The sequence below is a fragment of the Streptomyces sp. AN091965 genome (assembly GCF_022698285.1).
Classification (GTDB): Bacteria; Actinomycetota; Actinomycetes; order Streptomycetales; family Streptomycetaceae; genus Streptomyces.
Genome location: NZ_JALDMY010000001.1, coordinates 9,672,739 through 9,694,547 on the forward strand (window position 1 = coordinate 9,672,739; position 21,809 = coordinate 9,694,547).

The window sequence follows — 21,809 nt, forward strand, 5'->3', positions numbered from 1 at the left end:
AGCCGCGGGCCACGGCACTCCCGTGACGGGGAGCGCGCCGGGCCCCGCGGCTCCCCGCGTCTCGTCCAAGCGGCTCGAAGGCGCCGGCGCGCGGCGCGGGATGGGGGCACTGACCCGTGAGCGGATCGGCACCGCACAAGCCCGGACAGCAGGACGGAGCCGGGAGGGAACGCGACGAGGCCCAGTGGTTCGCCCGGCCGGTGCGGAACCTCGCCCGCCCTTGGCGGGAGGAGCTGGCCCGGCGCCTCGCCGCCGTGGACGCGCTCGGCGGGCGCGAACGAGAGGTGATCCTGGAGGCCGGGCACACCGCCCTGCTCACCTCCTTGCACGCGAAGCTGTCGCGCCTCTTCCTGATCGAACTGCACGCGCTGCGCATGGCGGCGGACACGGGCCGAACCAACGCGGGTGCGGCGGCCCGGCCCGACGACGGGACCTGGGCCGCGTTCATCGAGCAGGCGGGCGCGGACGGCTATCTCGACGCCCTGGCCCACCGCTACCCGACCCTCGGCGCCCGGGTCGCGTCGGTGGCGCGGCTCTCGGTCGCGGCCACCGCCCATTTCGCGGAGCGGCTCGCCACGGACCGCGAGCTGCTCGGGCCGCTGCTCGGCGCGCCGACGGGGGAGGTGCGCGCCGTCGCGTTCGGAGCGGGCGACAGCCACCGGGGCGGACTGACCGTCAGCCGGGTGGACTTCGCCGACGGAAGCATCATGTACAAGCCACGGCCGTCCGCGGCCGACGTGGCCCTGGGCGCGCTCCTCGACGAGCTGTTCGCGGACCTTCCCGGCGCCCCGCCGCCCCACGAGCGGATCCGGGTGCCGCGGACGCTGGCCCGGGACGGCTACGGCTGGGCCGAGTTCGTCCCCCACCGCTACTGCGCCGACGACGCCGAACTCACCGCGTTCTACCGGGGCGTCGGACACTGGCTGGCCGTCCTGCGCTGCACCGGCGGCACCGACATGCACGCCGAGAACATGATCGCCGCGGGCCCGGTCCCGGTGATCGTGGACGCCGAGACGCTCTTCGACGCACCCGCGCCGTTCCCGCCCAGCGGCCGGGGCGACGCGGTCGACGTGGCGGCCGCCGCCATCCGCCGCACGGTGCTGCGCACCGGACTGCTGCCCGTGCGCGGCACGGGCTTCGCGCTCGGCGGCGTGGACATCTCCGGGGTCGGGGCGCTCCCCGGCCAGCAGCCGCTGATCCCGCACCCGGTGATCGCGGGCGGCGGCACGGCGGCCGCCCGCTTCGAGGTGGACCTGGTGGCCATGCCCACGGCGGGCAACCACCCCAGCCCCACCCCGGTCCTGAGCACGTACTGGGACCGGGTCCTCGCGGGCTTCCGCGAGATGACCGCGCACCTGCGGCGGCCCGGCACCGACCCGCACGCGCTGCTGCGCCGCTTCGAGGGCACGCGGGCGCGCCGGATCCTGCGGCCGACGCAGGCGTACGTCGACATCGGCCGGATGCTGTGGCACCCGGCGTCGCTGCACGACGAGCCCGCCGCGGTCGAGCGGGCCCGCGACATCCTGCGGCGCAACGCCGAGGTGCTGCCGGGCGCGCCGACGGACCGCGCGGCCATCGACGGCGAGATCGCGGACCTCCTGGTCGGCGACGTGCCGATGTTCGCCTTCTCCGTGGACGCGGCCGTCGTACGCGCCACCGTCGAGGACTGGCGCACCGCCGACCTGGCCCTGGAGGAGTCGGTGATCCAGGATGCCCTGGTGGGCGCGTACCTCAACGAGCGGTCGCTGCCCACGCGCGTGCAGGCCGCCGCCCGCGACCCGCACGCCCGCGACCGGGAGCGCCGCCGCCGGGAGTTGGCGGCGCGGATGGTACGGCGGCTGTGCGACGGCGCGGTGCGCGGCGACGACGGCACGGTCACCTGGATCAGCCCGGTGTTCACCCCCGCCGGATGGTCCATCAGGGTGCTGCCCGCCGACCTCTACACCGGGCAGGGCGGCGTGGCGCTGACGCTCGCGGAGTACGACAAGGAGGTGCGGGCCGGGCGCGCGGAGGAGGTGCCGGGCGTCGCCGAGACGTTCGCGGGGGCCCTGCGGGTCCTGGTGAGCACCGAGGACGTCACGCCGACGCCGTCGGCGGGCGCGTTCAGCGGTGCCGCGTCCCAGGTGTGGACGTGGCTGGCGCTGCACCGGGTGCTCGGCGAGGACTGGCTCCTGGAGCGGGCCGCCGGACGGGCCCGCCTCCTGGAGGAGGGCCCGCTGGTCGACGACGACGTCGAGGTGGACCTCCTCAACGGGGCGGCGGGCGGCGTCGTCCCGCTGCTCGGGCTTGCCGCGGCGACCGGGCAGGACCGCTGGCTGGCGGCGGCCGCGCGCATCGGCCGCCGCCTCTCCGGTCTGGCCGTCGTCGACGAGAGCGGTGCCCGCTGGACGACCCGGCTCAACCCCGAGGGCATCGGGGGCTTCGCCCACGGCGCCACCGGCATCGGCTGGGCCCTGCTGCGGCTCGCCCTCACCGACGCCGGATCGGCCGGCGAACGACGCGGCTGGGCCCACTTGGCCGAGCGGGCCTTCGCCTACCAGGAGTCCCTCTACCGTCCCGGGCACGGCAACTGGCTCGACGTGCGCATCGGCGCCGAGGAGGACTTCTTCACCAGCTGGTGCCACGGCAGCACGGGCATCGGCATCGGCCTGCTGGACCTCCACCGGCGCACGGGTGACCCGGCCCAGCTGGACATGGCCCGGCGCGCCGCACGCGCCTGCGCCGCGGAGGGCTTCGGCTGGAGCCACACCCTGTGCCACGGCGACCTCGGCCTCTGGGAGTTCCTGACGTCCCTGGGCGCCGACGACCCCCAGAGCCTCGACGGCGAGATCCTGACCGGCCTCGAACAACGGGGCCCGGTCGGCGGCCTGGCCCGCGAGGCGTTCTCACCGAGCCTCATGTCCGGCCTCGCGGGAGTGCTCCACACCCTCCTGCGCATGCACCCCGCGGCACGGCTGCCCAACCCCCTGCTGCTCGACTGACGGCCCGGCCCGGCCCGTGCCGTCAGCCGTCGAAGCGGTCGCGGGAGGCCTCGATGTCGCCGAGGTGGGCGTGGGTCCAGCCGCACATGCCGTCGACCACCGCGCGCAGGGCCCGGCCGGGCGGGGTGAGGGTGTACTCGACCCGCGGCGGCACGGTGGGGTGCACGGTCCGCTCCACCAGGCCGTTGCGCTCCAGCATGCGCAGGTTCTGGGTGAGCATCTTGTGGCTGATGCCCTCGACCTCCTTGCGCAACCCGCTGAAGCGCAGGGTGCCTTCGCCGAGCGCCTCGATGATCAGGAACGCCCATTTGTTGGCGATGTCCGAGAAGATCTCCCGTGCCAGGGAGTCCGCCCGCCTCAGATCGGCGTCCTCGGGCAGGCCCTTGAGCTGTTGCTTGGTCACCATCTGGTTCCCCCGTTACGGAAAAGTGCGTTCTTCCAGATCGGCGCTCACTCTCCTACGGTTTCTGAGTAACCACAAGAGAGCGACTCGGCGGATCCGGCCACCCGCTGCCGCCGGGGTCCTCCCTGTCCCGAGACCCGCACCAGAAGGACGCACACGATGAGCACGACTGATGTCTTCCAGTACGACGTGCAGGCCGAGCGCGACTTCGGCTACGTACAGGCGATCAAGTCCGGTGACCTGATCCACGTCTCCGGTCAGCTCGCGTTCGACGAGGCAGGCGTGTTCCGCCACCCGGACGACTTCGACGCCCAGGTGCAGCTGACGTACGCCAACGTCGACAAGATCCTCGACCACTACGGCGTCACGCGCGCCCACGTCATCGCGCAGACCCTGTACGTGGTGGACCTGCGGACGCACGCCGAGGCGATGGCACGGGGGAACCTGGCCTACTTCGGCGACCACCGCCCGGTCGCCACCGCGGTGGGCGTCACCGAACTGACCTTCCCCGGCCAGGTCGTCGAAATCAGCCTCATCGTCGACGCCCGGCCGGGCAGCTGAGGTCACTGCCTGAGCCTGCGGTCGATGGCGCGTTGCGCGGAGTTGATCGCGACACGGATGTCCGCGATCTTCGCGCCCTGCTGGCGCGAGAGTTCGAGGGCCTCGGTCACCGACTTCTTGTCGGAGATGCGCTTGGTGATCCTCTTGGCGCACTCGGTGCTCAACGCGGTCGTCTGATACGCCTCGATCGTGGCGACGACGGCACCGAAAGGGATCTTCGGGAAGCGCTTCTGCGCCTGCCTGACGAGGCTGAGTTCCCTCTTCAGGCCGTCCAGATCGGCATGGGTCGCGGCCAGTGACTGAAGGGTGTCGAGCTCGACGACGACCTTGTCGAGCACCGCGTAGTCCTTCTCCAGGAGCTTGGCCCGCTTGTCGCGCCAGCGGTAGACGGCCCCGGCGACGAGGCCGATCGCGGTGAGGAGCGCGACCCAGGTGAACGTGTGGTCGAAGCCGCCCGAAGCCGCCGTGCTGGCCTGAAACAGACCGCTCGCGCAGGTGTCATCCGTGTTTTGCCACGGAAACGAAGAGCAGGGGGGCACCATGAGGCTGTCCTAACCGGGAACTAGGAGGATGCCCGGCGGCCAGGTCCTGGACAGATCGGCCGGCGAGCGTCTGAAGGTTCTCCGTGCGGCGGTGACACGGCGCACGTCACAGCTGCGGCCTCGGGCTCCACCAAGCCTGGGGCCGCGGTCGTTCAGGGCCGTCGCGCCCCGTCGTGCGGTGCTATCGCGCGCGGCCGCCGGGGCGCGGACGGCATGGGGGGCGACGTGGTCGACTCCGGTCCTGCGGACACGCGGAAACGTGCGTACTGAGGTGTTTCCCGGTCATCCGTCCTCCGGGCGAGGGACCGCGATGAAAATGAGGGCATCGGCTCTTCCGTGATGAGATCGAGGAGTTGCAACGGGAGTCGTGGTCGGGCCGTAGCCGCTCAGCGTCTGCCACGGGCTCGGAATCCTGGAGGCGCTGGGCGGGGCCGCCGCCGTCAGTCCACGGGGTGCTGGGGGATGAGGCGCGCCAGGATCCGGTGCCGCTGGCGCCAGCCGGGGTTGTTGCGGACCACCGAGATCCGCACGTCGTTCGTCGCGGTGTACAGCGTCGCCATCCCGGCTCCCAGCTGGAGCGCCACCGCCGTGGAGATCCCCCAGAACAGCAGCATCGTGACGGTCATGCAGATGCTGACCACCACGGCGCCGAGCGGCATCGCCGCGTTCGGCACCTTGGCGATGGTGCTCTGCGTCCGCGCCCGGGTGGACCGGCGCTCGTCGCAGCAGGCCTTGTGGACGGTGTCGGCGTAGGCCCGGACATGCTTCTCCGGGTCGAACGAATACGTACGGAACTCACCCATCGGAGCCTCCTCCTTGGCGGTGCTGGTGGTGCAGGGCCTGGTCATCGATTCCCTCTCGTCACGCACGTGCCGCTTCACGTATGCACGGGCTCGCGTCGCCGCCCGGACAGCAGCCATTCGAGGCCGTCGACGTCGACCTGGTCCTCGGTCATGGTCTTCCAGGCGTTGCTGAAGTGGGCCTTGACGCAGCCGGTCGTGATCCCCATGGCGCCCGCGATCTCGGTCCTCGGCATCCGCATGACCCCGGCCATGTGGAAGACCTCCTTCTCGCGCTCCGTGAGGTTTCCGTCGCTCACGTAGTGCAGGCCGCCGAGGATCGTCTGTTTCTTCTCGGCCGGATCCCATCCCGGCGGCAGATCGGCGTCGTTGAGATGCTCATCGAGCTGCCTCGCAAGGAGCGGAGGAAGATCCTCCAGATAGAAGGCGACGGGGCCCGAGCGGCCGGACAGGATCGCGCTCCGGTGCTTGCGCGCCTTGGCGATGGTCCTGCCCCGGAACTCGACCCAGTTCGACCGGAACCGGCGGGCCTCGGAGGCGTAGTACACGGCCGCCTCCCTCCGCACCCACTCCTGGACGGCCCACACGGGTGCCCCACCGAGGTAGACGTCCCGGAAGAGCGTGAACACCGCCCTTTCGTCCGGCAGTTGTCGGTGGAAGATGAAGCTCACTGGGGCCTCCCGAGACGTCCCGAGCGAGATGAATTTCGGACTGACGCCGAACGTACTCAGTAACGCCCCCGGCGGGTTTAGAGCCCGGCGAAAGTCCGCCTGACCTGCGCGAACAGTCCTGCCTCAGCAGTCGCCCTGCCGTCGTCCGGACAGCCGACCACGGGGCGCGGCGCGGGAGGTGTGATGGGGTACGCCGTATGGATCTCAGACGAGTGTTCGCAGGGCGCGCGTGCGCCGGGGTGGGGGAGCGTGGCGGGGAGGCGGCCGGGTGTTCCGCCGTCCGGACGGAGGGCGGGTCATGAGCGAGGACCCCACGCCGAACCCGCCCGGCGGCGGCCCGGAGACGTGTGCCGCGCCCCCGTTCGACCCCGAACTGGGCGCCGCCCTCGCTGCCTTGGCCACGGGCCCCAGGGAGCCGGTCACCCCGGACAACCTCCAGGAGCGACGAGCGCGGGACGCGGCGTCGCGCCCCCGGCCGACGGCCGAAGCCCTGCGTGCCGACGGCCGCTTCGAGGTGACGGAGCTGTCCGTGCCGGGGCCGCCGGGCGCACCCGAGGTCACGCTCGTGAGCGCCCGGCCCGCGGGGCTCGCGGGCCCGCTGCCCCTGCTGTACTACCTGCACGGCGGCGCCATGGTGATGGGCAACGCCTGGTCCGTGCTGCCGCGCGTCCTCAGCGAGTGGTCGCTGCCGCTGGGCCTCGCGGTGCTCTCCGTCGAGTACCGCCTCGCGCCGGAGACGCGGTACCCGGGACCGCTGGAGGACTGCTACGCCGGACTCGTCTGGGCGGTCGAGCACGCGGCCGACCTGGACGTCGACCCGGACCGCGTCATCATCGGCGGCAAGAGCGCGGGCGGCGGGCTCGCCGCGGCCCTGGCCCTGCTGGCCCGTGACCGCGGCGGCCCCGCAGTACGGGGGCAACTGCTGCTCTGCCCGATGCTCGACGACCGCAACAGCACGCTCTCCAGCCACCAGATGTCGGGCCGCGGCCTGTGGGACCTCACCTCGCACACGACCGTGTGGCAGGCGGCCCTCGGCGATCGCCACGGCACCGCGGACCTGCCGTACTACGCGGCCCCCGCGAGGGCCACGGACCTCTCCGGGCTGCCCCCGGCCTATGTCGAGGTCGGCTCGGCCGAGATGTTCCGCGACGAGGACGTCGCGTACGCGAACGCGATCTGGCGGGCCGGAGGCCAGGCCGAGCTGCACGTGTGGTCCGGCGCCTACCACGGCTTCGACGGCATCGCCCCGAAGGCGGCCGTGAGCCGGGACGCCCGGGACGCCCGCACCCGCTGGCTGCGGCGTCTGCTCGCGCAGTCGGGCGCGTGAACGGCGCCTGACGGGAGCCTCGCAGCACGAAGCCCGCGGTCGGCGGGGCAGGCCGGTCGCGGGCTGGGGTGCTGCGGGGAGGGGGATTTGCGGTCAGGCGGCGTGGCTGAGGACGAGCGTGGCCACGACCGGGGCGAGGTAGAGGACGGGGAAGGCGACGGTCTTGTAGGAGTGGGCCCGCAGCACGGTGATGATTGCTCCGCCGAAGTACAGGATGAGGCCGATCGCGGCCGCCACCCCGATGGCGGGCACGGCGAGGCCGATGAGCAGGCCGAGTGCTCCGGCGGCCTTGGCCAGGCCGAGCAGGGTCCACCAGGACTGCGGGACGCCGTACTGGACGAGCGGCTCGGTGACGAAGGCGGCCTTGCGCAGCAGGGAGAAGCCGGAGAAGCCGACCCAGGCGGCGGTGAGGACGGTGACGACGACGGCGGTGGTGGACATGGGGACTCCTTGGGGACTGCTGAGCGGGTCAGGTACTTGTGGCGACGGCCTCCCAGCCGCGCTGGCGTCGCCGTCACTGGTCTGACGCGGCTGCGCAGCCGAATGTGACAGGTCAGCGCGACGTTCTTTCCGCTGCCTCGTCCGCTGCCCTGTCCGCTCTCTCCTCCGTCGGGTGAGTCCCCGGACGCGCGAACGGCACACCACCCCTCGGGTCGTGTGCCGTACGCGTGTGCTCGGGTCGCGTCAGCGCTGACGCAGCGCCTCACGGATGGTGGTGAACAGGTCGGTCTGGTTGGTGACGCCGAGGACGCGGTACGCCTGCGGGCCCTGCGCTGCGATGCGGACCTGGGTGCCGGTGTGCTCCTGGGACTTGCCCGGGGTGTTGGTCGAGTAGTTGACCTTCAGCTGCTGGCCCTCGTCGGTGACCAGGGTGGAGGTCAGGCCGGGCGGCTGCGCGTCCAGCGGCACGATCTGGCTGGTGTGGCCGTGGTCGGCGGTGGTCACCACGAGGGTGTCCGGGTGCTTGGCGGCGTAGGCGCGCGCCACCTTCACCGCGCGGTCGAACGCGGCGGTCTCACCGATCTGGCCGCAGGGGTCGGCCGCGTGGTCCTGCTTGTCGATGGAGGCACCCTCGATCTGCAGGAAGAAGCCCTGCTTCGAGTGCTGCTTCTTCTGCTTGGCCTCAAGGAGCTTGATGGCCTGCGTGGCCTGATCCGCGAGGGCCGGGGTGCCGTCCGGGCGGTTGGGGTTGGAGGTGACGCAGCGCTGCGGGTCGGTGCCGCCGACGGCGGCGGGCTTGCCGGTCCACTCCGTGGCCACGTTGCCGTCGGCGAAGAGGCCGAGGACGGGCTTGCCCGGCTTGACGTTCTTCAGCGAGGCCTTGTCGGTGACGACCTGGTAGCCCAGCTTCTTCGCCTGCTCGGTGACCGTGCGGCCCTTGTACTTGCCGTCGGTGACCTTCTGGTCGAAGCGCTGCTTGCCGCCGCCGAGGAGCACGTCCACCTTGTGGTTGACGCTCTGCTCGGCGATGGAGCCCGGGCCGCCCTTGGCGATGGTGTCGGCGGGGCACTTGGCCATGTCGGCGGGGCCCTGGCAGCTGCGGTCGGTGGCGTGCGAGGCGAGCACCGCGGGGGTGGCGTCGGTCAGCTCGGCGGTGGTCACGGAGCCGGTGGCATAGCCCCTGCGCTGCGCCAGCTCCAGGATCGTCGGCACGGCCTTGTCGGTGTCCGGCGTCTTGGAGATGCGGCCGTTCACGGTCTTGTGGCCGGTGGCCCAGCCGGTGCCGCTGGCGGCGGAGTCGGTCACGTACTCCGGGGAGCCGTCGGGGTGCACGGCGTACGTCGTGTAGCTGCCGGTGAGCGGGAACTTGTCCATGTTCAGGCGGCCGGCCGCCCCCACGGTGTAGTCGCGGGCCAGCGTGATCTCCGAGTCACCCATGCCGTCGCCGATGAGCAGGATGACGTTCTTCGCCTTCCCGCCCTTGATCGAGGCCTGGGCCTGCTCCTTGCCGCCCGAGGCCCCCGCCGCGGCGGTGACCGCGACAGCGGCGGTGGCGGTGGCGGCGACCACGGAAGCGGCGACTATGAGAGTACGGGGGGACCGGCGCGGTCTGGACATGCACGACTCCTCGATCGAGTACTGGACTTGTCGGACACTTCACCAGCGCTGTGTGAACCGGCGGGAACGCTCCGGCGATGTTTCCCTGACGTGCGCGTGACACGAAGTGGATCTTGTCGAACGGGGGTGGCGCCGGGCCGCCCCCCGGGGCCGGCGCGGGGCGGCCCCCTCGGTCCCTTCCCGCGCCCACCGTGCGTACCCCCGGGGCCCGCCCCCGGCCGCCTCATTCGGCCAATCACATGCGATCATGGGCCTGACCAGGGGAAACCCAGAAAAAGAAGGATGAGGCAGTACATGTTCGACGCCCTCAAGAACCTCAAGAACCTGAAGGACAAGGCCGAGGACCTGGCCCAGACCCACGGCGACAAGATCTCGGGCGGCCTGGAGAAGGTCGGCGACTTCATCGACGGCAAGACCGAGGGCAAGCACAGCGGCAAGATCGACACGGCCGTGGACAAGGCGCAGGGCTTCGTCGGGAAGCTGGGCGACAAGAAGGCCTGACCCGGCGGAAAATCCGAAGGCGGCCAGGGCCACGACTGCCTAGGCTCCCTCCATGTCGAGATCGGAACTCCAGCGGATCAACGCCTTCCTGGCCGCCTTCGCCCGCCGTCAGGCCGGGCGCGTCGTGGACCTTCCCGGCGGGTTCGCCGTCTACGACGACGCCTTCGCGCACTCGCGCGCGAACAACCAGGTCGTCATCGACGCGGCCGTCGACCCCGAGGCGCTGCCCGCCCTCGCGGACCGGGCCCTTGGGCAGCTGCCGCACCGGCTGATCTCGGTCCTCGACGACGCGGTCGCAACGGCCTGCGCGGAGCCGCTGATCCGGGCCGGATACTCCCACTCCGCCTATCTCGTCATGCTGCACGCGGGCCCCGTCGGCGACGGCGGAGCCGCGGACGAGGTGGACCTCGACGCGCTGCGCGCTCCGCTCACCCGGCGCTGGCGGGACCTCCTCCCGGACGTTGACGACGAGGTCGTACGCCATCTCGTCGACCGGCGCGAGGCCCGTCGGCGCGGGGCGGACGTCGTTCGCTTCCTCGGTGCCCGCACGGAAGAAGGCGAGGTCGCCTCGTGGGCCGACCTCTATCTCGACCCGGCGAGCGGCCTGGCCCAGATCGAGGACCTGGTCACCTCGGAGGCCCACCTCAGGCGCGGTCACGCGGACGCCGTCCTGAACACCGCCCTGCGCGCCGCCGTCGACGAGGGCTGCGGCACCCGGTTCCTCACCGCCGACGCGGCGGACTGGCCGCGCCACTGGTATGAGCGCCGCGGCTTCTCCGCCATCGGCGTCACGCACTGCTTCGAACGGGGCTGAGCCCGCGACTCGCCGCCGTGCCGGACAGACAGGCTCCGAGACCGGTGCCTGCCGGGTGGCGCGCCGGGGGTTAGCCCCCGCTCGAGCCGGGTGGGTAGCGGGATCGCCCTGAATGATCGCTTCCGGAAATGCTGGGCGTCGGCACCAACCGCCGATATCCCTACGATTTCCCCGGAGTTGACCCGTGCGCGAACAGGCAGGACAGACATACCGTGCTCCCGGACGGCAGCAGAGCCCTCCCGGACGGCAGCGGAGCGGAGGGCGGCGAAGCGGTCGCCGCAGCCTCGAGAGGGCCGCTGTCGCGGTGACCGCCGGTGTGCTGTCGCTCGGCGCACTCGCGCCGTCGGCGGCCTCCGCCGCGCCCGCCGCCCGGCCGGACGCCGTGCAGAAGGGCCTGAACGCCTTGGTGCGGGACGGCGGCCCGCCCGGCGCGCTGGCGAGCGTGAGCGACCGCGACGGCCGCACCCGCAGCTACACCGCGGGCGTCGGCGACCTGGCCACCGGCGCGAAGGTGCCCCGGGACGGGCAGGTGCGCATCGGCAGCAACACCAAGACCTTCACCGCGGTGGTGGTGCTGCAACTGGTCGGCGAGAAGAAAGTGGACCTCGACGCCTCCGTCGACACCTACCTGCCCGGTCTCGTCCGCGGGGACGGCATCGACGGGCGCCGCATCACCGTCCGTCAGCTGCTCCAGCACACCAGCGGGCTGCCCAACTACACCGACCACCTCGACTTCCCGGCCATCCAGCACCGGTACTTCGCACCCCGCGACCTCCTCGACATCGCCCTGAAGCACAAGGCCCGCTCCGCCCCCGGCGAGAAGTGGGAGTACAACAACACCAACTACGTCGTCGCCGGGCTGATCATCCAGAAGGTCACCGGGCGCCCCCTCGCCGAGGAGATCGACAAGCGCGTCATCCAGCGCGCCGGACTGCGCCACACCTACTTCCCGGCCGTCGGCGACAAGACGATCCGGGAGCGGCACCCCCACGGCTACATCAACGACCCGGACGGCGGGCCGCCGCGCGACTTCACGGAGATGGACCCCTCCTGGGCCTGGGCGGCAGGCCAGATCATCTCCACCAACGCCGACCTCAACCGGTTCTTCGGCGCGCTCCTGGACGGTGCCCTCCTGCCGAAGGCCCAGCTGGCCCAGATGCGCACCACGATCCCGGCCAAGGCCCTCGGCCCCGGCGCCCGCTACGGCCTCGGGCTCGTGAGCAGGCCACTGTCGTGCGGCGGCGTCGCCTGGAACCACGGCGGCGACATCGACGGCTACGAGACCCGGGGCGGCGTCACCGAGGACGGCCGCGCCGCCAACGTCGCGGTGACGAGGCTGCCGGACGCGGAGGCGGACATGCTGCGCGTGGAGAAGGTCGTGGACACGGCCCTGTGCCGCTGACCCCCGGCGCGAGCGGGGGTGCACTCAGGTCCACCCCCGGTACGGGGGACACTCGGATGCCGAGGTGAGTCGCGCGCCCGTAGCGTTCGGGGAATGAGCGATGACACACGCAAAGGCCGTACGCACAGGGCGAGTCGGCGCGTGCGGCGGGGCCTCGCCGGAGTGGCCGCCCTGCTGCTCGCGGGCCTGGCCGCGGCCCCGGTCGCCGCCGCCGGGGACCGGGGCGCCGGGCGCGGCGACCTCCTGTCCCTCACCCCCGTCGCCGACCGGGACCTCGCAGAGGTCCGGGCCTTCCTCGGCGGGCGGAACGTCGACAGCGGCCCCGCGCGGTACGGCGTGCGGGCCTACCGCCTCACGTACAAGACCGTGGACCCGCGCGGTCGGCCCACCACCGCGACCGGCCTGCTGACCCTGCCCAAGGGCGGGTCCCACCGGCTCGACGTGGTCTCCGACACGCACGGCACGATGGTCAACCGGGACTACGCGCCCTCGGCCGGGGAGGACTTCGGGCGGGTCGCCTCGTATCTGAACGCCGCCGCGGGCCGGGCCGTCGCCGCACCCGACTACCTCGGGCTCGGCGGCGGGCCGGGCCTCCATCCGTACATGGACACCCGCTCGTCCGTCACCGCCTCGGTCGACATGCTGCGCGCGGCCCGCGCCGCGGCGGGGAAGCTGGGGCGCCCGCTCAACGGCGACGTGTACGCCACCGGCTTCTCGCAGGGCGGCCAGGTCGCCATGGGGCTCGGCCGGGCGCTGCGGGAAGGCGCGGACCGGCACTTCAGGCTCCGGGCCCTCGCCCCCGTCAGCGGTCCGTACGACCTGGAGGGACAGGAGCTCCCGGCCCTGTACGACGGCAGGGTCAACGACGTCAGCGGCGTGCTCTACGTGTCGTACTGGCTGGTCGCGCAGAATCGTCTGCACGCCATCTACAAAAACCCGGCCGAGGTGTTCCGGGAGCCGTACGCGCACCGCGTCGAGGGCCTCTTCGACGGCGAGCACGAGGAGGAGGACATCCTCGGCGCACTCGCGCCCACGGTGAAGGACCTGCTCACGCCGTCCTTCTACGAGCGGCTCAAGCACCCGGGCGGCGGCCTGCTGGACGCGGCGCGCGAGAACGACCACACCTGCGACTGGAAGGCCGACCTGCCGGTGCGGCTGTACGCGGGGACGGCCGACACCGACGTCCCGATCGCCAACGCGCGGAGCTGCGCGGCCCGACTCGCGCGCCACGGAGCGCCCGCACGGATCGTCAACCAGGGCGCCGTGGACCATTTCCGGTCGTTCGTGGTGTCGGCGCCGCAGGTGGTGCGGTGGTTCGACACGGTGGGGCGGCCGTAGGGATCCGCCGCCCGCCGCTGACACGCGGAGCACCCCGACGGTCGACGAGGTGCTCCGCGGGCCGTGGGCGTCAGGCCCCGTGGGCGGTGGCCGCCGTCACCGCCAGTTGCACGCGGCTGTGGCGGGGCGTGTCGATCTCGTCGAGCAGGGCGATCGCGAGGTCCGCGTGGGAGATCCGCCCGGGCCCTTCGAGGACGGTGCCGACAGCTGTTCGGTAGCCGCCGGTGGGTTCGGCGTCGGCGTTCAGGTCGAGCGGTGGCACGACCATCAGCCAGTCGAGCTCCGGCCCCGCCGTGGACAGGAGCTCGAACTCCGCGACGTGCCCCTGGGCGAAGGCCCGCCATTCCGCGGGGAAGTCCGGGCCGTCCATGATCCGTACGCCGGGGGAGGTCTCCAGTGTCGTGGCGATGCCCAGGACCAGCAGCCGTCGCACCCCCGCTTCCACGAGCCCCGCGATGAGCGCGTTCGCCGCCGCGGTGAAGTAGTCCTCGGAGCCGATGTCGAGGCGTGCCGACGCGTTGACCGCCGCACGGTGACCCGGGGCCAGCGCCGCCACCGAGCGCGGATCGGTCACGTCACCCTGGACGACGGTGACCCGCTCGCCGCTCAGGTCCTGGTACTTGGCGGGGTCGCGGACCACGGCTGTCACGTGGTGGCCGCGCGCCACCGCCTCGGCCACCGCTGCCCGGCCGACGCGTCCACCCGCTCCGAAAATGATGAGGTCGTTGTTCATGGCGCCGACGTTAGGACGGGGGTGGCTGGTTACTGCAAAGGTACTGGGTTAGCGTCGGGCGGATGAACCAGCCCTTGCCCGCGCGGATCCCCCTGCCTGCACAGACGCCGTTGTCCGCGGAGATGTTCGACGATCCCGGCTGCTCCGACCGCGCGGCGCCGTTCCGCGTCGGTGACAAGTGGACGGGAATGGTGTTGCGCTGTCTGGAGGGCGGCCCGCGCCGGTTCACCGAGCTGCGGGTCCCGCTGCACTGGGTCACCCCCAAGGTGCTCACCGAGACCCTCCGCTCGATGGAGCGCAACGGCTTCCTGAGCCGGACCGTGCACGACGAGAACCCGCCGCGCGTGGAGTACGAGTTGACCGCCCTGGGGCGTTCGCTCCTGGAGCCGCTGGACGTCGCCTGCGACTGGGCGCGCACGCACGTGCCGGACATCGTCGCGGCGAGGGCGGCCTACGAAGCGGACTGAGACGGTCGGTCCTCCGGGGCGCCGACGCCCGTGCTGCCCGCAGGAGAGCCGGGCCGAGAGGTGGGCCCGCCGCGACGGGGGAGCACGGCGGGCCCGGCCATCAGTGTGCCCGAGCGAGCGCCGGCCATGCGCCCCGGGTTTCGGATTTGGCCGAGTGTCTCCGGTGCCGGGCCCGCCGCGTTCTGGACCATTCGGCCTGGAAGGAGACAAGTGGCGCGCTCGCGGCGGGGGAGTCGCACGAAAGGCCCTGGCGCCGACTGGCTGGCCAGATACGGTGCTGGGCATGGCGAACAGCACGAGCACCGACTACGACCTGCCCGGATACGCCTTGCTGATTGCCGCCGAGCCACCGGTGCGCCACCCGTTCGCCGTCACCGCCCAGTTGCCGCCCCTCGCCGCTCTGCCGCCGGCGCGGCTCGTCGGCACCCGGCAGGCGAGCGCGGTCCAATTGGCCAATCCCGAGGATCCCCAGACCGTGCTGACGTGTCTGCGGACGGCCGCGGCCGCCGAGGGGCACCTGCTCGTCCACGTCGCCGGGCACTTGGTCGTCGACACCCGCCAGCACTTGCTCCACCTGGCGCTCGCCCGCACCACGGCACGTACGGTGCGCTACACGGCCCTGCCGTGGCACTGGCTCACCGCCGAGCTGCGGCACCGGCCGCCGGGCACGACGACCGTGGTCGCCGACCTGGCCGCCGACACCGCCGTCTGGCAGGCGCTCGTCCGCCGTGAGCAGGTGCTCGACGGCCCTTACGCCCTGTACGGAGCCGTGCAGTGGGAGGACCGCCACCACCGGCCGGCCCCTGCCTACACGCGGGCCTTCGCGCACCTCCTGCGCACGGTTCCGGCCACGCCTCCCGCGCCCGTATTGCACGAGCTGGCCGTGGAGGCGGCCGCCCCCGATGTCGACGCCGCCGCCACTCTTTGGCTGGGAGGCATCGCTCCGGCAGGCGCGGCGCCGCAGCCCCCGCTCGGTGTCCCCGCGCCCGGGACGGCACCGGTGGCGCCCGCCGCGCCGCTCATGGCCGCCGCCCCTGCGCCGCCCGCCGCGGCCCTGGCCGTCGCGGATCCGCACCGCGCCATCAGTGAGGCGAGCCGGGCCGGGCGGCACGCCGAGGCCGCCGCCATCGCCGCCGCGTGCGAGCAGAACGCCCTGCGCGGCCACGGCGCGACCTCGCCGGAGGTGGCGCACTGGATCGAGGTCCGCGCCTTCCTGGCCTTCGCCGAGGGCGCCTTCGACCGGGCCTGCGAGCTGTGGATGCGCGGGGCCGTGACGCGCCTGATGGCCGAGCAGCCCGAGAGCGACCCGGCCGTCGTGGAGGCCGTCGACCGCGCCCACCAGGCCTGGCACCGGGTCACCGACACCGGTCGGATCCGCGAGCTGGGCACCGAACTGCTCAGCCTGCGGACCCGGGTCACCGGCAGCGACGGCGCCCGTGAGGACGTGCGCCAGCGCCTGGCGAAGCTCACCGAAGCCGACGGCTCCGTCGGTGCGGTCAGCCGAACCTGATGCCCTGCGGCCGGTCGCCGCCGAAGTCAAGGCGCGTCCCCTTGAAGATGTAGATCAGGAAGTCGGTGCATTCCTGGTCCCGGTACAGCGCGGCGTCCGTTCCCGTGCCGTTGGTGACGTTCACCGCCGGGGACTCGAAGTAGGAGCAGACTCCGTCCGACGGATTCTCCTTGCGGTGCTCCACGCCCTGTGCGTCCGTGTACTTGAGGACGCCGACGGCCGCGGCGGATTCACCGGGGAAACCGGCGAGGAGCGCGAAGGACAGGGCCGGGGCGAGGGCCGCCCGGCCCGCGCGTCGCAGGGTGGCGCCCATGGCCGTCACGCTCCCAACTTGGCGCTGCGGGGCTTCGTCGCACCGAAGACCAGGGACGATCCCGCGTGGATGGGGATGAGGAAGGTGTTCTCCTCGCAGAGGCTGCCGGTGAAGAGCCTGCCGTCGGTGTCGGTGAGGTTGGCGACGCTGACCGCTTCCGCCGTGAAGCTGTAGCAGACGCCGTTGGTCGGGTTGTCTCTCGCGTGGTCGATCCCGCTCGCGTCGCGGAAGCTCAGCGTGCCGTTGGCCGCCTGTGCCTGGGCGGAGAGGCCGATGACGAGTGCGAGTGCGCCGCCGACGGCCGCGACGGCCCTCGCGGCACGTCGCCCGGTACGCCTCGGGGTGTCCATGGCGTGTTCCCCCTTTCTGGGCCTTCGTCCGTACGAAAGGCCCTATGTCCGCGAGAGTCCGCTGATTTCAAGGTCTTTTGAAGGGCCGACTCCTGTCATCACCCGTGTGGGTAAGGCAGTTCGCACACCATTCGAGGGCGGGAACGCACGGTCGAGCGGGGGTGGGTCCAAACGGGGCCGCCCGTGCACCGTTCCGCTGCGGTCGATCTCACATAAGGCCACGTCAGAGCAGATTTGCCCCACCCCGGGGCCCGTATGTCACAGTGGCCGTCCTGTCGGCCGCGCGCCTGACGTTCCCGTGTACCCGTACCCCCTTCCTTGGCAGAGAACGATGCAGGCTACGACCCTTGTCTCCCGGACCGCCGACCTGTTCGACCAGGGCCTGGAGCGTCGGTCCGGTGCCGCCCTGCTGCGCTTCGGCGCCGCCCGGAGCCGCCAGGACGACCGGACCGGCTGGTCCGGCGACGGCGCGGTCGCCTGGCTGGACGCCGGGCGCGGACACGTGTGGAGCGTCGGCGACGCGGCGGCGGCCGCGGAACTCGTGCTGAACGCCGAGCGCGAACTGCCCGGTGCCGTACATGAGTTCACCGGGCCGCGCGGCAGCGACGCGCTGGTGGGGGAGCGCCGCGAGCTCTCCGATGTGGTGGAGTGGGTCTTCCGCTGGACGCTCGTGGAGCCGCCCGTGATGCGCAATGAGGAGCGCGTGGTCGAGCTCGGCGCGGAGCACCACGAGGAACTGGCCGCCTTCCTCCGCGCACACAGCCCGAGCCACTCCACGGGCCCCGGATCCGCCGACGTCAGCCTCTGGGCCGGGATCCGCGACGCCGACGGGCGGCTCGTCGCCTGCGGCGCCCTGAGCAGCCTGCGCGACAGCGGTGCGCCGCTGATGGCGTCCGTCGCCACTGACGCGGCCCAGCGCGGCCAGGGCCTGGGCGCCGCGCTCACCGCCTGGCTGACCAGGTACGCGGTCCGCGAGCACGGCTTCTGCACCCTGTGGCAGATCGCCGACAACGTCCCCGCGCGGCGGCTGTACGACCGGCTCGGCTACCGCGACGAGGACCTCTGCGTCTCGGCCCGCATCGTCGGCGCCGCGTAAGCCCGCGAGGTGCGCGGCCTCGGCCCGTCAGCCGTGCCGGAGCGCCGGTTCACTCCTCACGCCCGGCGCGGTCGTTCACGGCCGTGACGTGGGTGACGGCGGCGGACAGCTGGGCCTGGACGGTGTCCGGCAGCGGGGCGCCCTTGATGGACCCCACCACCTGCTGAGCCAGCAAGTACAGCTTGACGTTGGTGTTCTGCGAGGTCATGACCAGGACGTCCCACGCCTCCTCCTCGCCGAGGGCGAAGACGGCCATCAGGATGCCGCGGGCCGTGTCGATGGGTCCCCGGGTCTGCATCGCGCGCCGCAGCTGTACGACCTTGACGCGCAGGCCGTTCTCGGAGTCGTCCGAGGCGTCGGTGGCGGGCGGGTCACCCGCCTCGGCGCCGGCTTCCGGCGTGAACAGGGGCAGGGCGTCGGTGAGCGAGAAGACCCGCTCCGCGGCCGGGCTCAGCGCGCGGATCGCCACCGTCTTCGCCTCGTCCAGGGCCTGCTGGCGCATGGTCAGCAGGGTGTTGAGCCCGGAGCAGTCGCAGAACGCGACGCCACTGAGGTCCACGTCGATGCCCCGGACGGAGCGGGTGAGGGCCGAGCGCAGCTCACGGTGCAGCTCCTGGTCCGTGTCGAGGTCGAGATCGCCGCCGACGGCGACCACCAGGCGGTCGCCCTCGGGGCGGAGGTGGACCGTCAGCTCGGACCGTGGTGCCGGGCTGCGAGGGTCGGCGAGTCCCGTGCGGCTGTCGGCCTGCCCGGTCCCTGACTGCGCCGCCTGCGGCATGGTCTTCTCCCCTGGGGTGGAGCACCTGTGTCTCTGCCGCCACCAGGTTCGCCGCCCGGTGGATCCACGTCAACGGATACACGAAATATGGTTCACGTATTTTCTTGCCTGAACTGGCTGGCGTACGATCTGCCCATGGGTGGAGCACCGGAGCCGCACACGGGATGGACGTTCATCACCAACCACGCGCGGGTACTCGCTGTCATTGCCGACAACCAGAACGCACGGGTCCGGGACATCGCTGCTCACTGCAGACTCACGGAACGCGCCGTGCAGAAGATCATCTCCGATCTGGAGCACAGCGGTTATCTGTCCCACACCCGTGAGGGGCGCACCAACGCGTACCAGATCGAGCCGGGAACGATTCTGCGCCACCCCGCCGAGGCGGGGCTCACCGTGGCCTCCCTGCTCGGCCTGCTCGCCCAGGTCGACACCCCGCACACGGCCGCGCCGCACACCGACCACGACCCCGCGCGCGACGGCTGAACGTCACGGCCGGGGCGTCCGCCGCGGCCCGGGTGACGTCCCACGCGCCCGCGGGGGTACACGGAGTCGCATGGTCTCCGGTATCCAGTGGGCTTCCTTCTTTCCCGCCGCGCTGCTGCTCGCCGCCACCCCCGGGGCGAACCAACTGCTGGCCCTGCGCAACGGACTGCGGCACGGTCCGCGTCCCGCCGTGGGCGCGCTCGCGGGCCGCTTCGGCGCGTTCGCGCTGATGGTCGTCGCCGTCGCCACCGGCCTCGGGGCCGTACTGACCGGCTCCGCGGTGGCCTTCAACGTCATCAAGTGGTGCGGCGTGGTCTGTCTCGTCTGGCTCGGCGGACGCACGCTGCACACGGCGGTGCGCCGACAGCGAGGCGCGAGCCCCACCCCGTACACGGAGCGGGAAGCCGCTCCGGCCGAGGACGGCGGTGGGCGCACGGGCCGACGGCTCGCCCGGCAGGAGTTCGCCGTCGCGGCGTCCAACCCGAAGGCGCTCCTCCTGTTCGCCGTGTTCCTGCCGCAGTTCCTGGGGGACGGCGTCGAAGAGGCGGCGGTGCCGCTGCTGCTCCTCGGCGCCGCGTACATCGCCGTGGAGTTCCTCTGCGCGTGCGGCTACGCCGCCCTGGGCGGGCGGTTGAAGAGCCTGGGAATCACCCAGCGGACCCGGCGGGCCCTGGACGCGTGCACCGGGGCCGCGATGCTGGGGCTCGCCGGGTGGCTGGCCGCCGAGCGTCACTGACCTCGGCTCGCACCGGCCCTGGAGCGGCGTTCCGCCCGGCGGAACACCGCCCTGCCCGACCTCGGCCGGGCGGCCCGTGGCGACGTCGAGGACGAAGCCGCGGACGGAGTCGGTGTGCGGGACGAACGGGCTGGAGGTGATGCGCCGCAGCCGTCACACGATGCCGCTGACCGTCACCGTCACGCGTACCGGGACCGGTCCCGCCGGCGTGGTCCGCGCGGCTCGCGTCACCGCCTCGCGGACCGCGCGGGTCACGTCGAGGGCACGGTGGCCCCGGTGCACCACCACGAACACCTCCAGGGCGAGCCCGTCGGCGTCGCGGGTGCTGCCCGTGCCACGGACGCGTATGCCCGAAGTCGACGCCGTCGGTGCGCCGTTGACGCGGCGCGCCGACGCCGCGGTGGCGCGCAGGCGTGCCGCGAGGCCCGGCCGCAGGAAGGCCACCCCGGGGACCTCACCCACGGCCGCGGCGACGGCCTCGACGAGCCGCCGTTCGTCGTGTGCCCGGGTCACCATGTGCCGTCTCCGTTCCCGTCGAGCAGATCGGTGATGACCACGTCGACGGCCGCCACCCGCAGGCCCAGGGCGTCCGCGGCCGCGTCGGCGATCCGGTGCCGTACGCGGTCGGCGACGTCCGGCAGGTCCCAGGACGGGGCGACCTGGACCTCGACGCGCACGGTCACCGGCGCGCGCGCGGCGCCGCCCGGCCCCGCCGGGGTCACGCGGCAGCTGCCCGCCCGCACGCCCGGCAGCGTTTCGGCGGCCGCGCGGAAGGTGCGCGCGGCCGCCGCCTCGACGATCCACGCGTCCTCGTCCGCCTCGCCCAAGGGGAGCGTGCGGCCGGGCCGCAGTTCGAGGCGGACCACGTCCATGATCCGGGCACTGAGCGCCGAGGCGTCCGCGGGCCACGCGGAGCGCTGCGCGTCGCGGGCCCGCCAGACCACGTGCTGCAACTCGTAGAAGCCGTCGAGAGCCGGGAGGCAGTACGGGCAGTCCGCGATGTGCGGATCCGGCTCGCCCGCCTCCCCGGCCTCCCACACGGCGGCCAGTCGGCGGCCGCAGGGCAGCCGCTCGTCCTCGGGCGCCTCGTCGTCGTCCCGCGCGCCGTCGTACGAGGGCAGCGGACCGCCCCTGTCGTACGAGGGCCCAAGCCCGTCACCCTCGTACGGGACCGGTGTCCCCTCGCCCGCTCCGGGCCCGCCGTGCTCGTTCACCGCCATGCCGCCATCGTCTCCATCAAGTGGCGGCGCGCCCGGAAGACCCGGGCGCGGGCCGCTCCCGTCGTGATGCCGACCGTCTCGGCCACGGACTCGTACGGCATGTCGTCGAGCTCGCGCAGGACCCAGCACACGCGCTGCTCCACCGACAGGCCCTCCATGGCCTTCGTCAGGTCCTCGACGGCGGCGATGCCCTCCACGGCCCGCGGGGGCGAGACCTGGTGCTCGGGCGCGGCGGGCTCGGGCACGTCGTCGAGGCCCGCGACGCGCGGCCGGGCGCGGAGCAGATTGAGACACCGGTTCGTCACGATGCGGTGCATCCAGGTGCCGAAGCGGGCGTCGCGGCGGAATTCGGGCAGCTTGCGCCAGGCGCTCACGAACGATTCCTGCACGGCGTCCTCCGCTTCCGTCGGGCTGCCGAGCAGCCGGGTGGCCAGCTGCAGCAGCCGGGGTCCGTGGCGCAGGACGAGCGCCTCGAAGGCCTCCTCGTCCCCTTCCGCCGCACGCACCGCGAGCAACGCGTCGTCGTGCCGGGGGGAAGGGCCGGCCTCCCACGGTGTCCCGTCCTCGTCCCCGGGCACGCTCGCTCCTCTCTGGTGGTCCTCTCCTTACGACACGGCCGGGGGCGCGGATGTTACGCGACCCTGACCGATTCCTATTCGGTCGAAGAAGTGCGCGCGGATGCGTAACAACCGGCCGGGCACACGGGTCAGAGCAGAAGGAAG

At 72.7% G+C, this 21,809-nt stretch carries 25 protein-coding genes; 12 read left to right on the top strand and 13 right to left on the bottom strand.

Annotated features, from left to right (window positions below):
* Window positions 1-116: 116 nt before the first annotated feature.
* Complete coding sequence (locus tag MQV74_RS39990) at window positions 117-2,981, top strand: type 2 lanthipeptide synthetase LanM family protein (protein ID WP_242728420.1); 2,865 nt, start codon at window positions 117-119, stop codon at window positions 2,979-2,981.
* Window positions 2,982-3,003: 22 nt separating this feature from the next.
* Here the strand turns inward: MQV74_RS39990 and MQV74_RS39995 are convergent, their stop codons facing one another.
* The gene (locus MQV74_RS39995; RefSeq protein WP_242728421.1) at window positions 3,004-3,387 is read right to left on the bottom strand and encodes a winged helix-turn-helix transcriptional regulator; all 384 of its coding nucleotides are present in this window, start codon (window positions 3,385-3,387) and stop codon (window positions 3,004-3,006) included.
* A gap of 156 nt (window positions 3,388-3,543) precedes the next feature.
* Between MQV74_RS39995 and MQV74_RS40000 the strand changes: the two genes are divergently transcribed.
* The gene (locus MQV74_RS40000; protein WP_242728422.1) at window positions 3,544-3,945 is read left to right on the top strand and encodes a RidA family protein; all 402 of its coding nucleotides are present in this window, start codon (window positions 3,544-3,546) and stop codon (window positions 3,943-3,945) included.
* 2 nt (window positions 3,946-3,947) lie between these two features.
* Here MQV74_RS40000 and MQV74_RS40005 read toward each other — a convergent pair whose 3' ends face one another.
* The 3 genes from MQV74_RS40005 to MQV74_RS40015 all read right to left on the bottom strand — a co-directional run bounded on the left by MQV74_RS40005 (window position 3,948) and on the right by MQV74_RS40015 (window position 5,958).
* Entirely contained in the window at window positions 3,948-4,487 is a 540-nt protein-coding gene (locus MQV74_RS40005; protein WP_242728423.1) for a hypothetical protein, read from the bottom strand.
* A 440-nt stretch (window positions 4,488-4,927) separates the two neighbouring features.
* On the bottom strand, window positions 4,928-5,335 hold the full coding sequence (locus tag MQV74_RS40010) for a hypothetical protein (protein WP_242728424.1): 408 nt from the start codon (window positions 5,333-5,335) through the stop codon (window positions 4,928-4,930).
* Window positions 5,336-5,364: 29 nt separating this feature from the next.
* Entirely contained in the window at window positions 5,365-5,958 is a 594-nt protein-coding gene (locus MQV74_RS40015; protein WP_242728425.1) for a helix-turn-helix transcriptional regulator, read from the bottom strand.
* Window positions 5,959-6,256: 298 nt separating this feature from the next.
* Here MQV74_RS40015 and MQV74_RS40020 point away from each other — a divergent pair, with 298 nt between their 5' ends.
* Window positions 6,257-7,285 carry an alpha/beta hydrolase gene (locus tag MQV74_RS40020; protein ID WP_242728426.1) on the top strand — a complete coding sequence of 343 codons (1,029 nt, stop codon included), beginning with the start codon at window positions 6,257-6,259 and terminating at the stop codon, window positions 7,283-7,285.
* Between the two features lie 93 nt (window positions 7,286-7,378).
* Here the strand turns inward: MQV74_RS40020 and MQV74_RS40025 are convergent, their stop codons facing one another.
* A complete protein-coding gene (locus tag MQV74_RS40025; RefSeq protein WP_242728427.1) occupies window positions 7,379-7,726 on the bottom strand; it encodes a DoxX family protein in 348 nt (115 codons plus the stop codon).
* 243 nt (window positions 7,727-7,969) lie between these two features.
* Window positions 7,970-9,343, bottom strand: coding sequence for an alkaline phosphatase (locus tag MQV74_RS40030; RefSeq protein ID WP_242728428.1), 1,374 nt, complete (start codon window positions 9,341-9,343; stop codon window positions 7,970-7,972).
* 294 nt (window positions 9,344-9,637) lie between these two features.
* Here MQV74_RS40030 and MQV74_RS40035 point away from each other — a divergent pair, with 294 nt between their 5' ends.
* The 4 genes from MQV74_RS40035 (at window position 9,638) to MQV74_RS40050 (ending at window position 13,398) form a co-directional block, all read left to right on the top strand.
* Complete coding sequence (locus MQV74_RS40035; protein ID WP_242728429.1) at window positions 9,638-9,844, top strand: antitoxin; 207 nt, start codon at window positions 9,638-9,640, stop codon at window positions 9,842-9,844.
* Between the two features lie 52 nt (window positions 9,845-9,896).
* Entirely contained in the window at window positions 9,897-10,658 is a 762-nt protein-coding gene (locus MQV74_RS40040) for a GNAT family N-acetyltransferase (protein WP_242728430.1), read from the top strand.
* A 304-nt stretch (window positions 10,659-10,962) separates the two neighbouring features.
* A complete protein-coding gene (locus MQV74_RS40045) occupies window positions 10,963-12,060 on the top strand; it encodes a serine hydrolase domain-containing protein (protein ID WP_242728431.1) in 1,098 nt (365 codons plus the stop codon).
* 93 nt (window positions 12,061-12,153) lie between these two features.
* Entirely contained in the window at window positions 12,154-13,398 is a 1,245-nt protein-coding gene (locus MQV74_RS40050; RefSeq protein ID WP_242728432.1) for an alpha/beta hydrolase, read from the top strand.
* 70 nt (window positions 13,399-13,468) lie between these two features.
* On the opposite strand, the gene MQV74_RS40055 is transcribed toward MQV74_RS40050, so the two are convergent.
* Entirely contained in the window at window positions 13,469-14,131 is a 663-nt protein-coding gene (locus MQV74_RS40055) for an NAD(P)-dependent oxidoreductase (RefSeq protein WP_242728433.1), read from the bottom strand.
* 62 nt (window positions 14,132-14,193) lie between these two features.
* On the opposite strand from MQV74_RS40055, the gene MQV74_RS40060 reads away from it, so the two are divergent.
* Window positions 14,194-14,598, top strand: a complete 405-nt coding sequence (locus tag MQV74_RS40060) for a winged helix-turn-helix transcriptional regulator (protein WP_374120764.1) — start codon at window positions 14,194-14,196, stop codon at window positions 14,596-14,598.
* A 283-nt stretch (window positions 14,599-14,881) separates the two neighbouring features.
* Window positions 14,882-16,108 (top strand): hypothetical protein, encoded by a 1,227-nt coding sequence (locus MQV74_RS40065; RefSeq protein WP_242728434.1) that lies wholly within the window; start codon window positions 14,882-14,884, stop codon window positions 16,106-16,108.
* Here MQV74_RS40065 and MQV74_RS40070 read toward each other — a convergent pair.
* Both MQV74_RS40070 and MQV74_RS40075 read right to left on the bottom strand, forming a co-directional pair.
* Window positions 16,095-16,421, bottom strand: coding sequence for a hypothetical protein (locus tag MQV74_RS40070; RefSeq protein WP_242728435.1), 327 nt, complete (start codon window positions 16,419-16,421; stop codon window positions 16,095-16,097). The genes MQV74_RS40065 and MQV74_RS40070 overlap by 14 nt on opposite strands.
* Before the next feature lie 5 nt (window positions 16,422-16,426).
* On the bottom strand, window positions 16,427-16,771 hold the full coding sequence (locus MQV74_RS40075) for a hypothetical protein (RefSeq protein WP_242728436.1): 345 nt from the start codon (window positions 16,769-16,771) through the stop codon (window positions 16,427-16,429).
* Between the two features lie 331 nt (window positions 16,772-17,102).
* On the opposite strand from MQV74_RS40075, the gene MQV74_RS40080 reads away from it, so the two are divergent.
* The gene (locus tag MQV74_RS40080) at window positions 17,103-17,867 is read left to right on the top strand and encodes a GNAT family N-acetyltransferase (protein WP_242728437.1); all 765 of its coding nucleotides are present in this window, start codon (window positions 17,103-17,105) and stop codon (window positions 17,865-17,867) included.
* A gap of 49 nt (window positions 17,868-17,916) precedes the next feature.
* Here MQV74_RS40080 and MQV74_RS40085 read toward each other — a convergent pair whose 3' ends face one another.
* Entirely contained in the window at window positions 17,917-18,645 is a 729-nt protein-coding gene (locus tag MQV74_RS40085) for an ANTAR domain-containing protein (RefSeq protein ID WP_242728438.1), read from the bottom strand.
* Between the two features lie 135 nt (window positions 18,646-18,780).
* Here MQV74_RS40085 and MQV74_RS40090 point away from each other — a divergent pair, with 135 nt between their 5' ends.
* Entirely contained in the window at window positions 18,781-19,131 is a 351-nt protein-coding gene (locus MQV74_RS40090; protein ID WP_242728439.1) for a helix-turn-helix transcriptional regulator, read from the top strand.
* Window positions 19,132-19,201: 70 nt separating this feature from the next.
* Window positions 19,202-19,867: a LysE family translocator gene (locus MQV74_RS40095; RefSeq protein WP_242728440.1), complete on the top strand. Its 666-nt coding sequence runs from the start codon at window positions 19,202-19,204 to the stop codon at window positions 19,865-19,867.
* Between the two features lie 153 nt (window positions 19,868-20,020).
* On the opposite strand, the gene MQV74_RS40100 is transcribed toward MQV74_RS40095, so the two are convergent.
* From MQV74_RS40100 to MQV74_RS40110, 3 genes are read right to left on the bottom strand one after another with little or no spacing between them, the layout of a single operon-like run.
* Window positions 20,021-20,383 carry an Asp23/Gls24 family envelope stress response protein gene (locus tag MQV74_RS40100; RefSeq protein ID WP_242728441.1) on the bottom strand — a complete coding sequence of 121 codons (363 nt, stop codon included), beginning with the start codon at window positions 20,381-20,383 and terminating at the stop codon, window positions 20,021-20,023.
* A complete protein-coding gene (locus tag MQV74_RS40105) occupies window positions 20,377-21,087 on the bottom strand; it encodes an Asp23/Gls24 family envelope stress response protein (protein ID WP_242728442.1) in 711 nt (236 codons plus the stop codon). Before MQV74_RS40105 ends, MQV74_RS40100 begins: the two co-directional genes overlap by 7 nt.
* Window positions 21,078-21,665: an RNA polymerase sigma factor gene (locus MQV74_RS40110; protein WP_242728443.1), complete on the bottom strand. Its 588-nt coding sequence runs from the start codon at window positions 21,663-21,665 to the stop codon at window positions 21,078-21,080. Before MQV74_RS40110 ends, MQV74_RS40105 begins: the two co-directional genes overlap by 10 nt.
* Window positions 21,666-21,809: the final 144 nt, after the last annotated feature.

What these genes read in the sequence shown, in the direction of transcription:
- MQV74_RS39995 (WP_242728421.1), bottom strand. Translation starts at nt 3,387, where the DNA reads ATGGTGACCAAGCAACAGCTCAAGGGCCTGCCCGAGGACGCCGATCTG.
- MQV74_RS40060 (WP_374120764.1), top strand. Translation starts at nt 14,194, where the DNA reads ATGAACCAGCCCTTGCCCGCGCGGATCCCCCTGCCTGCACAGACGCCG.
- MQV74_RS40040 (WP_242728430.1), top strand. Translation starts at nt 9,897, where the DNA reads ATGTCGAGATCGGAACTCCAGCGGATCAACGCCTTCCTGGCCGCCTTC.
- MQV74_RS40095 (WP_242728440.1), top strand. Translation starts at nt 19,202, where the DNA reads ATGGTCTCCGGTATCCAGTGGGCTTCCTTCTTTCCCGCCGCGCTGCTG.
- MQV74_RS40050 (WP_242728432.1), top strand. Translation starts at nt 12,154, where the DNA reads ATGAGCGATGACACACGCAAAGGCCGTACGCACAGGGCGAGTCGGCGC.
- MQV74_RS40100 (WP_242728441.1), bottom strand. Translation starts at nt 20,383, where the DNA reads ATGGTGACCCGGGCACACGACGAACGGCGGCTCGTCGAGGCCGTCGCC.
- MQV74_RS40080 (WP_242728437.1), top strand. Translation starts at nt 17,103, where the DNA reads ATGCAGGCTACGACCCTTGTCTCCCGGACCGCCGACCTGTTCGACCAG.
- MQV74_RS40020 (WP_242728426.1), top strand. Translation starts at nt 6,257, where the DNA reads ATGAGCGAGGACCCCACGCCGAACCCGCCCGGCGGCGGCCCGGAGACG.
- MQV74_RS40105 (WP_242728442.1), bottom strand. Translation starts at nt 21,087, where the DNA reads ATGGCGGTGAACGAGCACGGCGGGCCCGGAGCGGGCGAGGGGACACCG.
- MQV74_RS40005 (WP_242728423.1), bottom strand. Translation starts at nt 4,487, where the DNA reads ATGGTGCCCCCCTGCTCTTCGTTTCCGTGGCAAAACACGGATGACACC.
- MQV74_RS40000 (WP_242728422.1), top strand. Translation starts at nt 3,544, where the DNA reads ATGAGCACGACTGATGTCTTCCAGTACGACGTGCAGGCCGAGCGCGAC.
- MQV74_RS40025 (WP_242728427.1), bottom strand. Translation starts at nt 7,726, where the DNA reads ATGTCCACCACCGCCGTCGTCGTCACCGTCCTCACCGCCGCCTGGGTC.
- MQV74_RS40065 (WP_242728434.1), top strand. Translation starts at nt 14,882, where the DNA reads ATGGCGAACAGCACGAGCACCGACTACGACCTGCCCGGATACGCCTTG.
- MQV74_RS40090 (WP_242728439.1), top strand. Translation starts at nt 18,781, where the DNA reads ATGGGTGGAGCACCGGAGCCGCACACGGGATGGACGTTCATCACCAAC.
- MQV74_RS40070 (WP_242728435.1), bottom strand. Translation starts at nt 16,421, where the DNA reads ATGGGCGCCACCCTGCGACGCGCGGGCCGGGCGGCCCTCGCCCCGGCC.
- MQV74_RS40035 (WP_242728429.1), top strand. Translation starts at nt 9,638, where the DNA reads ATGTTCGACGCCCTCAAGAACCTCAAGAACCTGAAGGACAAGGCCGAG.
- MQV74_RS40085 (WP_242728438.1), bottom strand. Translation starts at nt 18,645, where the DNA reads ATGCCGCAGGCGGCGCAGTCAGGGACCGGGCAGGCCGACAGCCGCACG.
- MQV74_RS40030 (WP_242728428.1), bottom strand. Translation starts at nt 9,343, where the DNA reads ATGTCCAGACCGCGCCGGTCCCCCCGTACTCTCATAGTCGCCGCTTCC.
- MQV74_RS40075 (WP_242728436.1), bottom strand. Translation starts at nt 16,771, where the DNA reads ATGGACACCCCGAGGCGTACCGGGCGACGTGCCGCGAGGGCCGTCGCG.
- MQV74_RS40010 (WP_242728424.1), bottom strand. Translation starts at nt 5,335, where the DNA reads ATGACCAGGCCCTGCACCACCAGCACCGCCAAGGAGGAGGCTCCGATG.
- MQV74_RS40055 (WP_242728433.1), bottom strand. Translation starts at nt 14,131, where the DNA reads ATGAACAACGACCTCATCATTTTCGGAGCGGGTGGACGCGTCGGCCGG.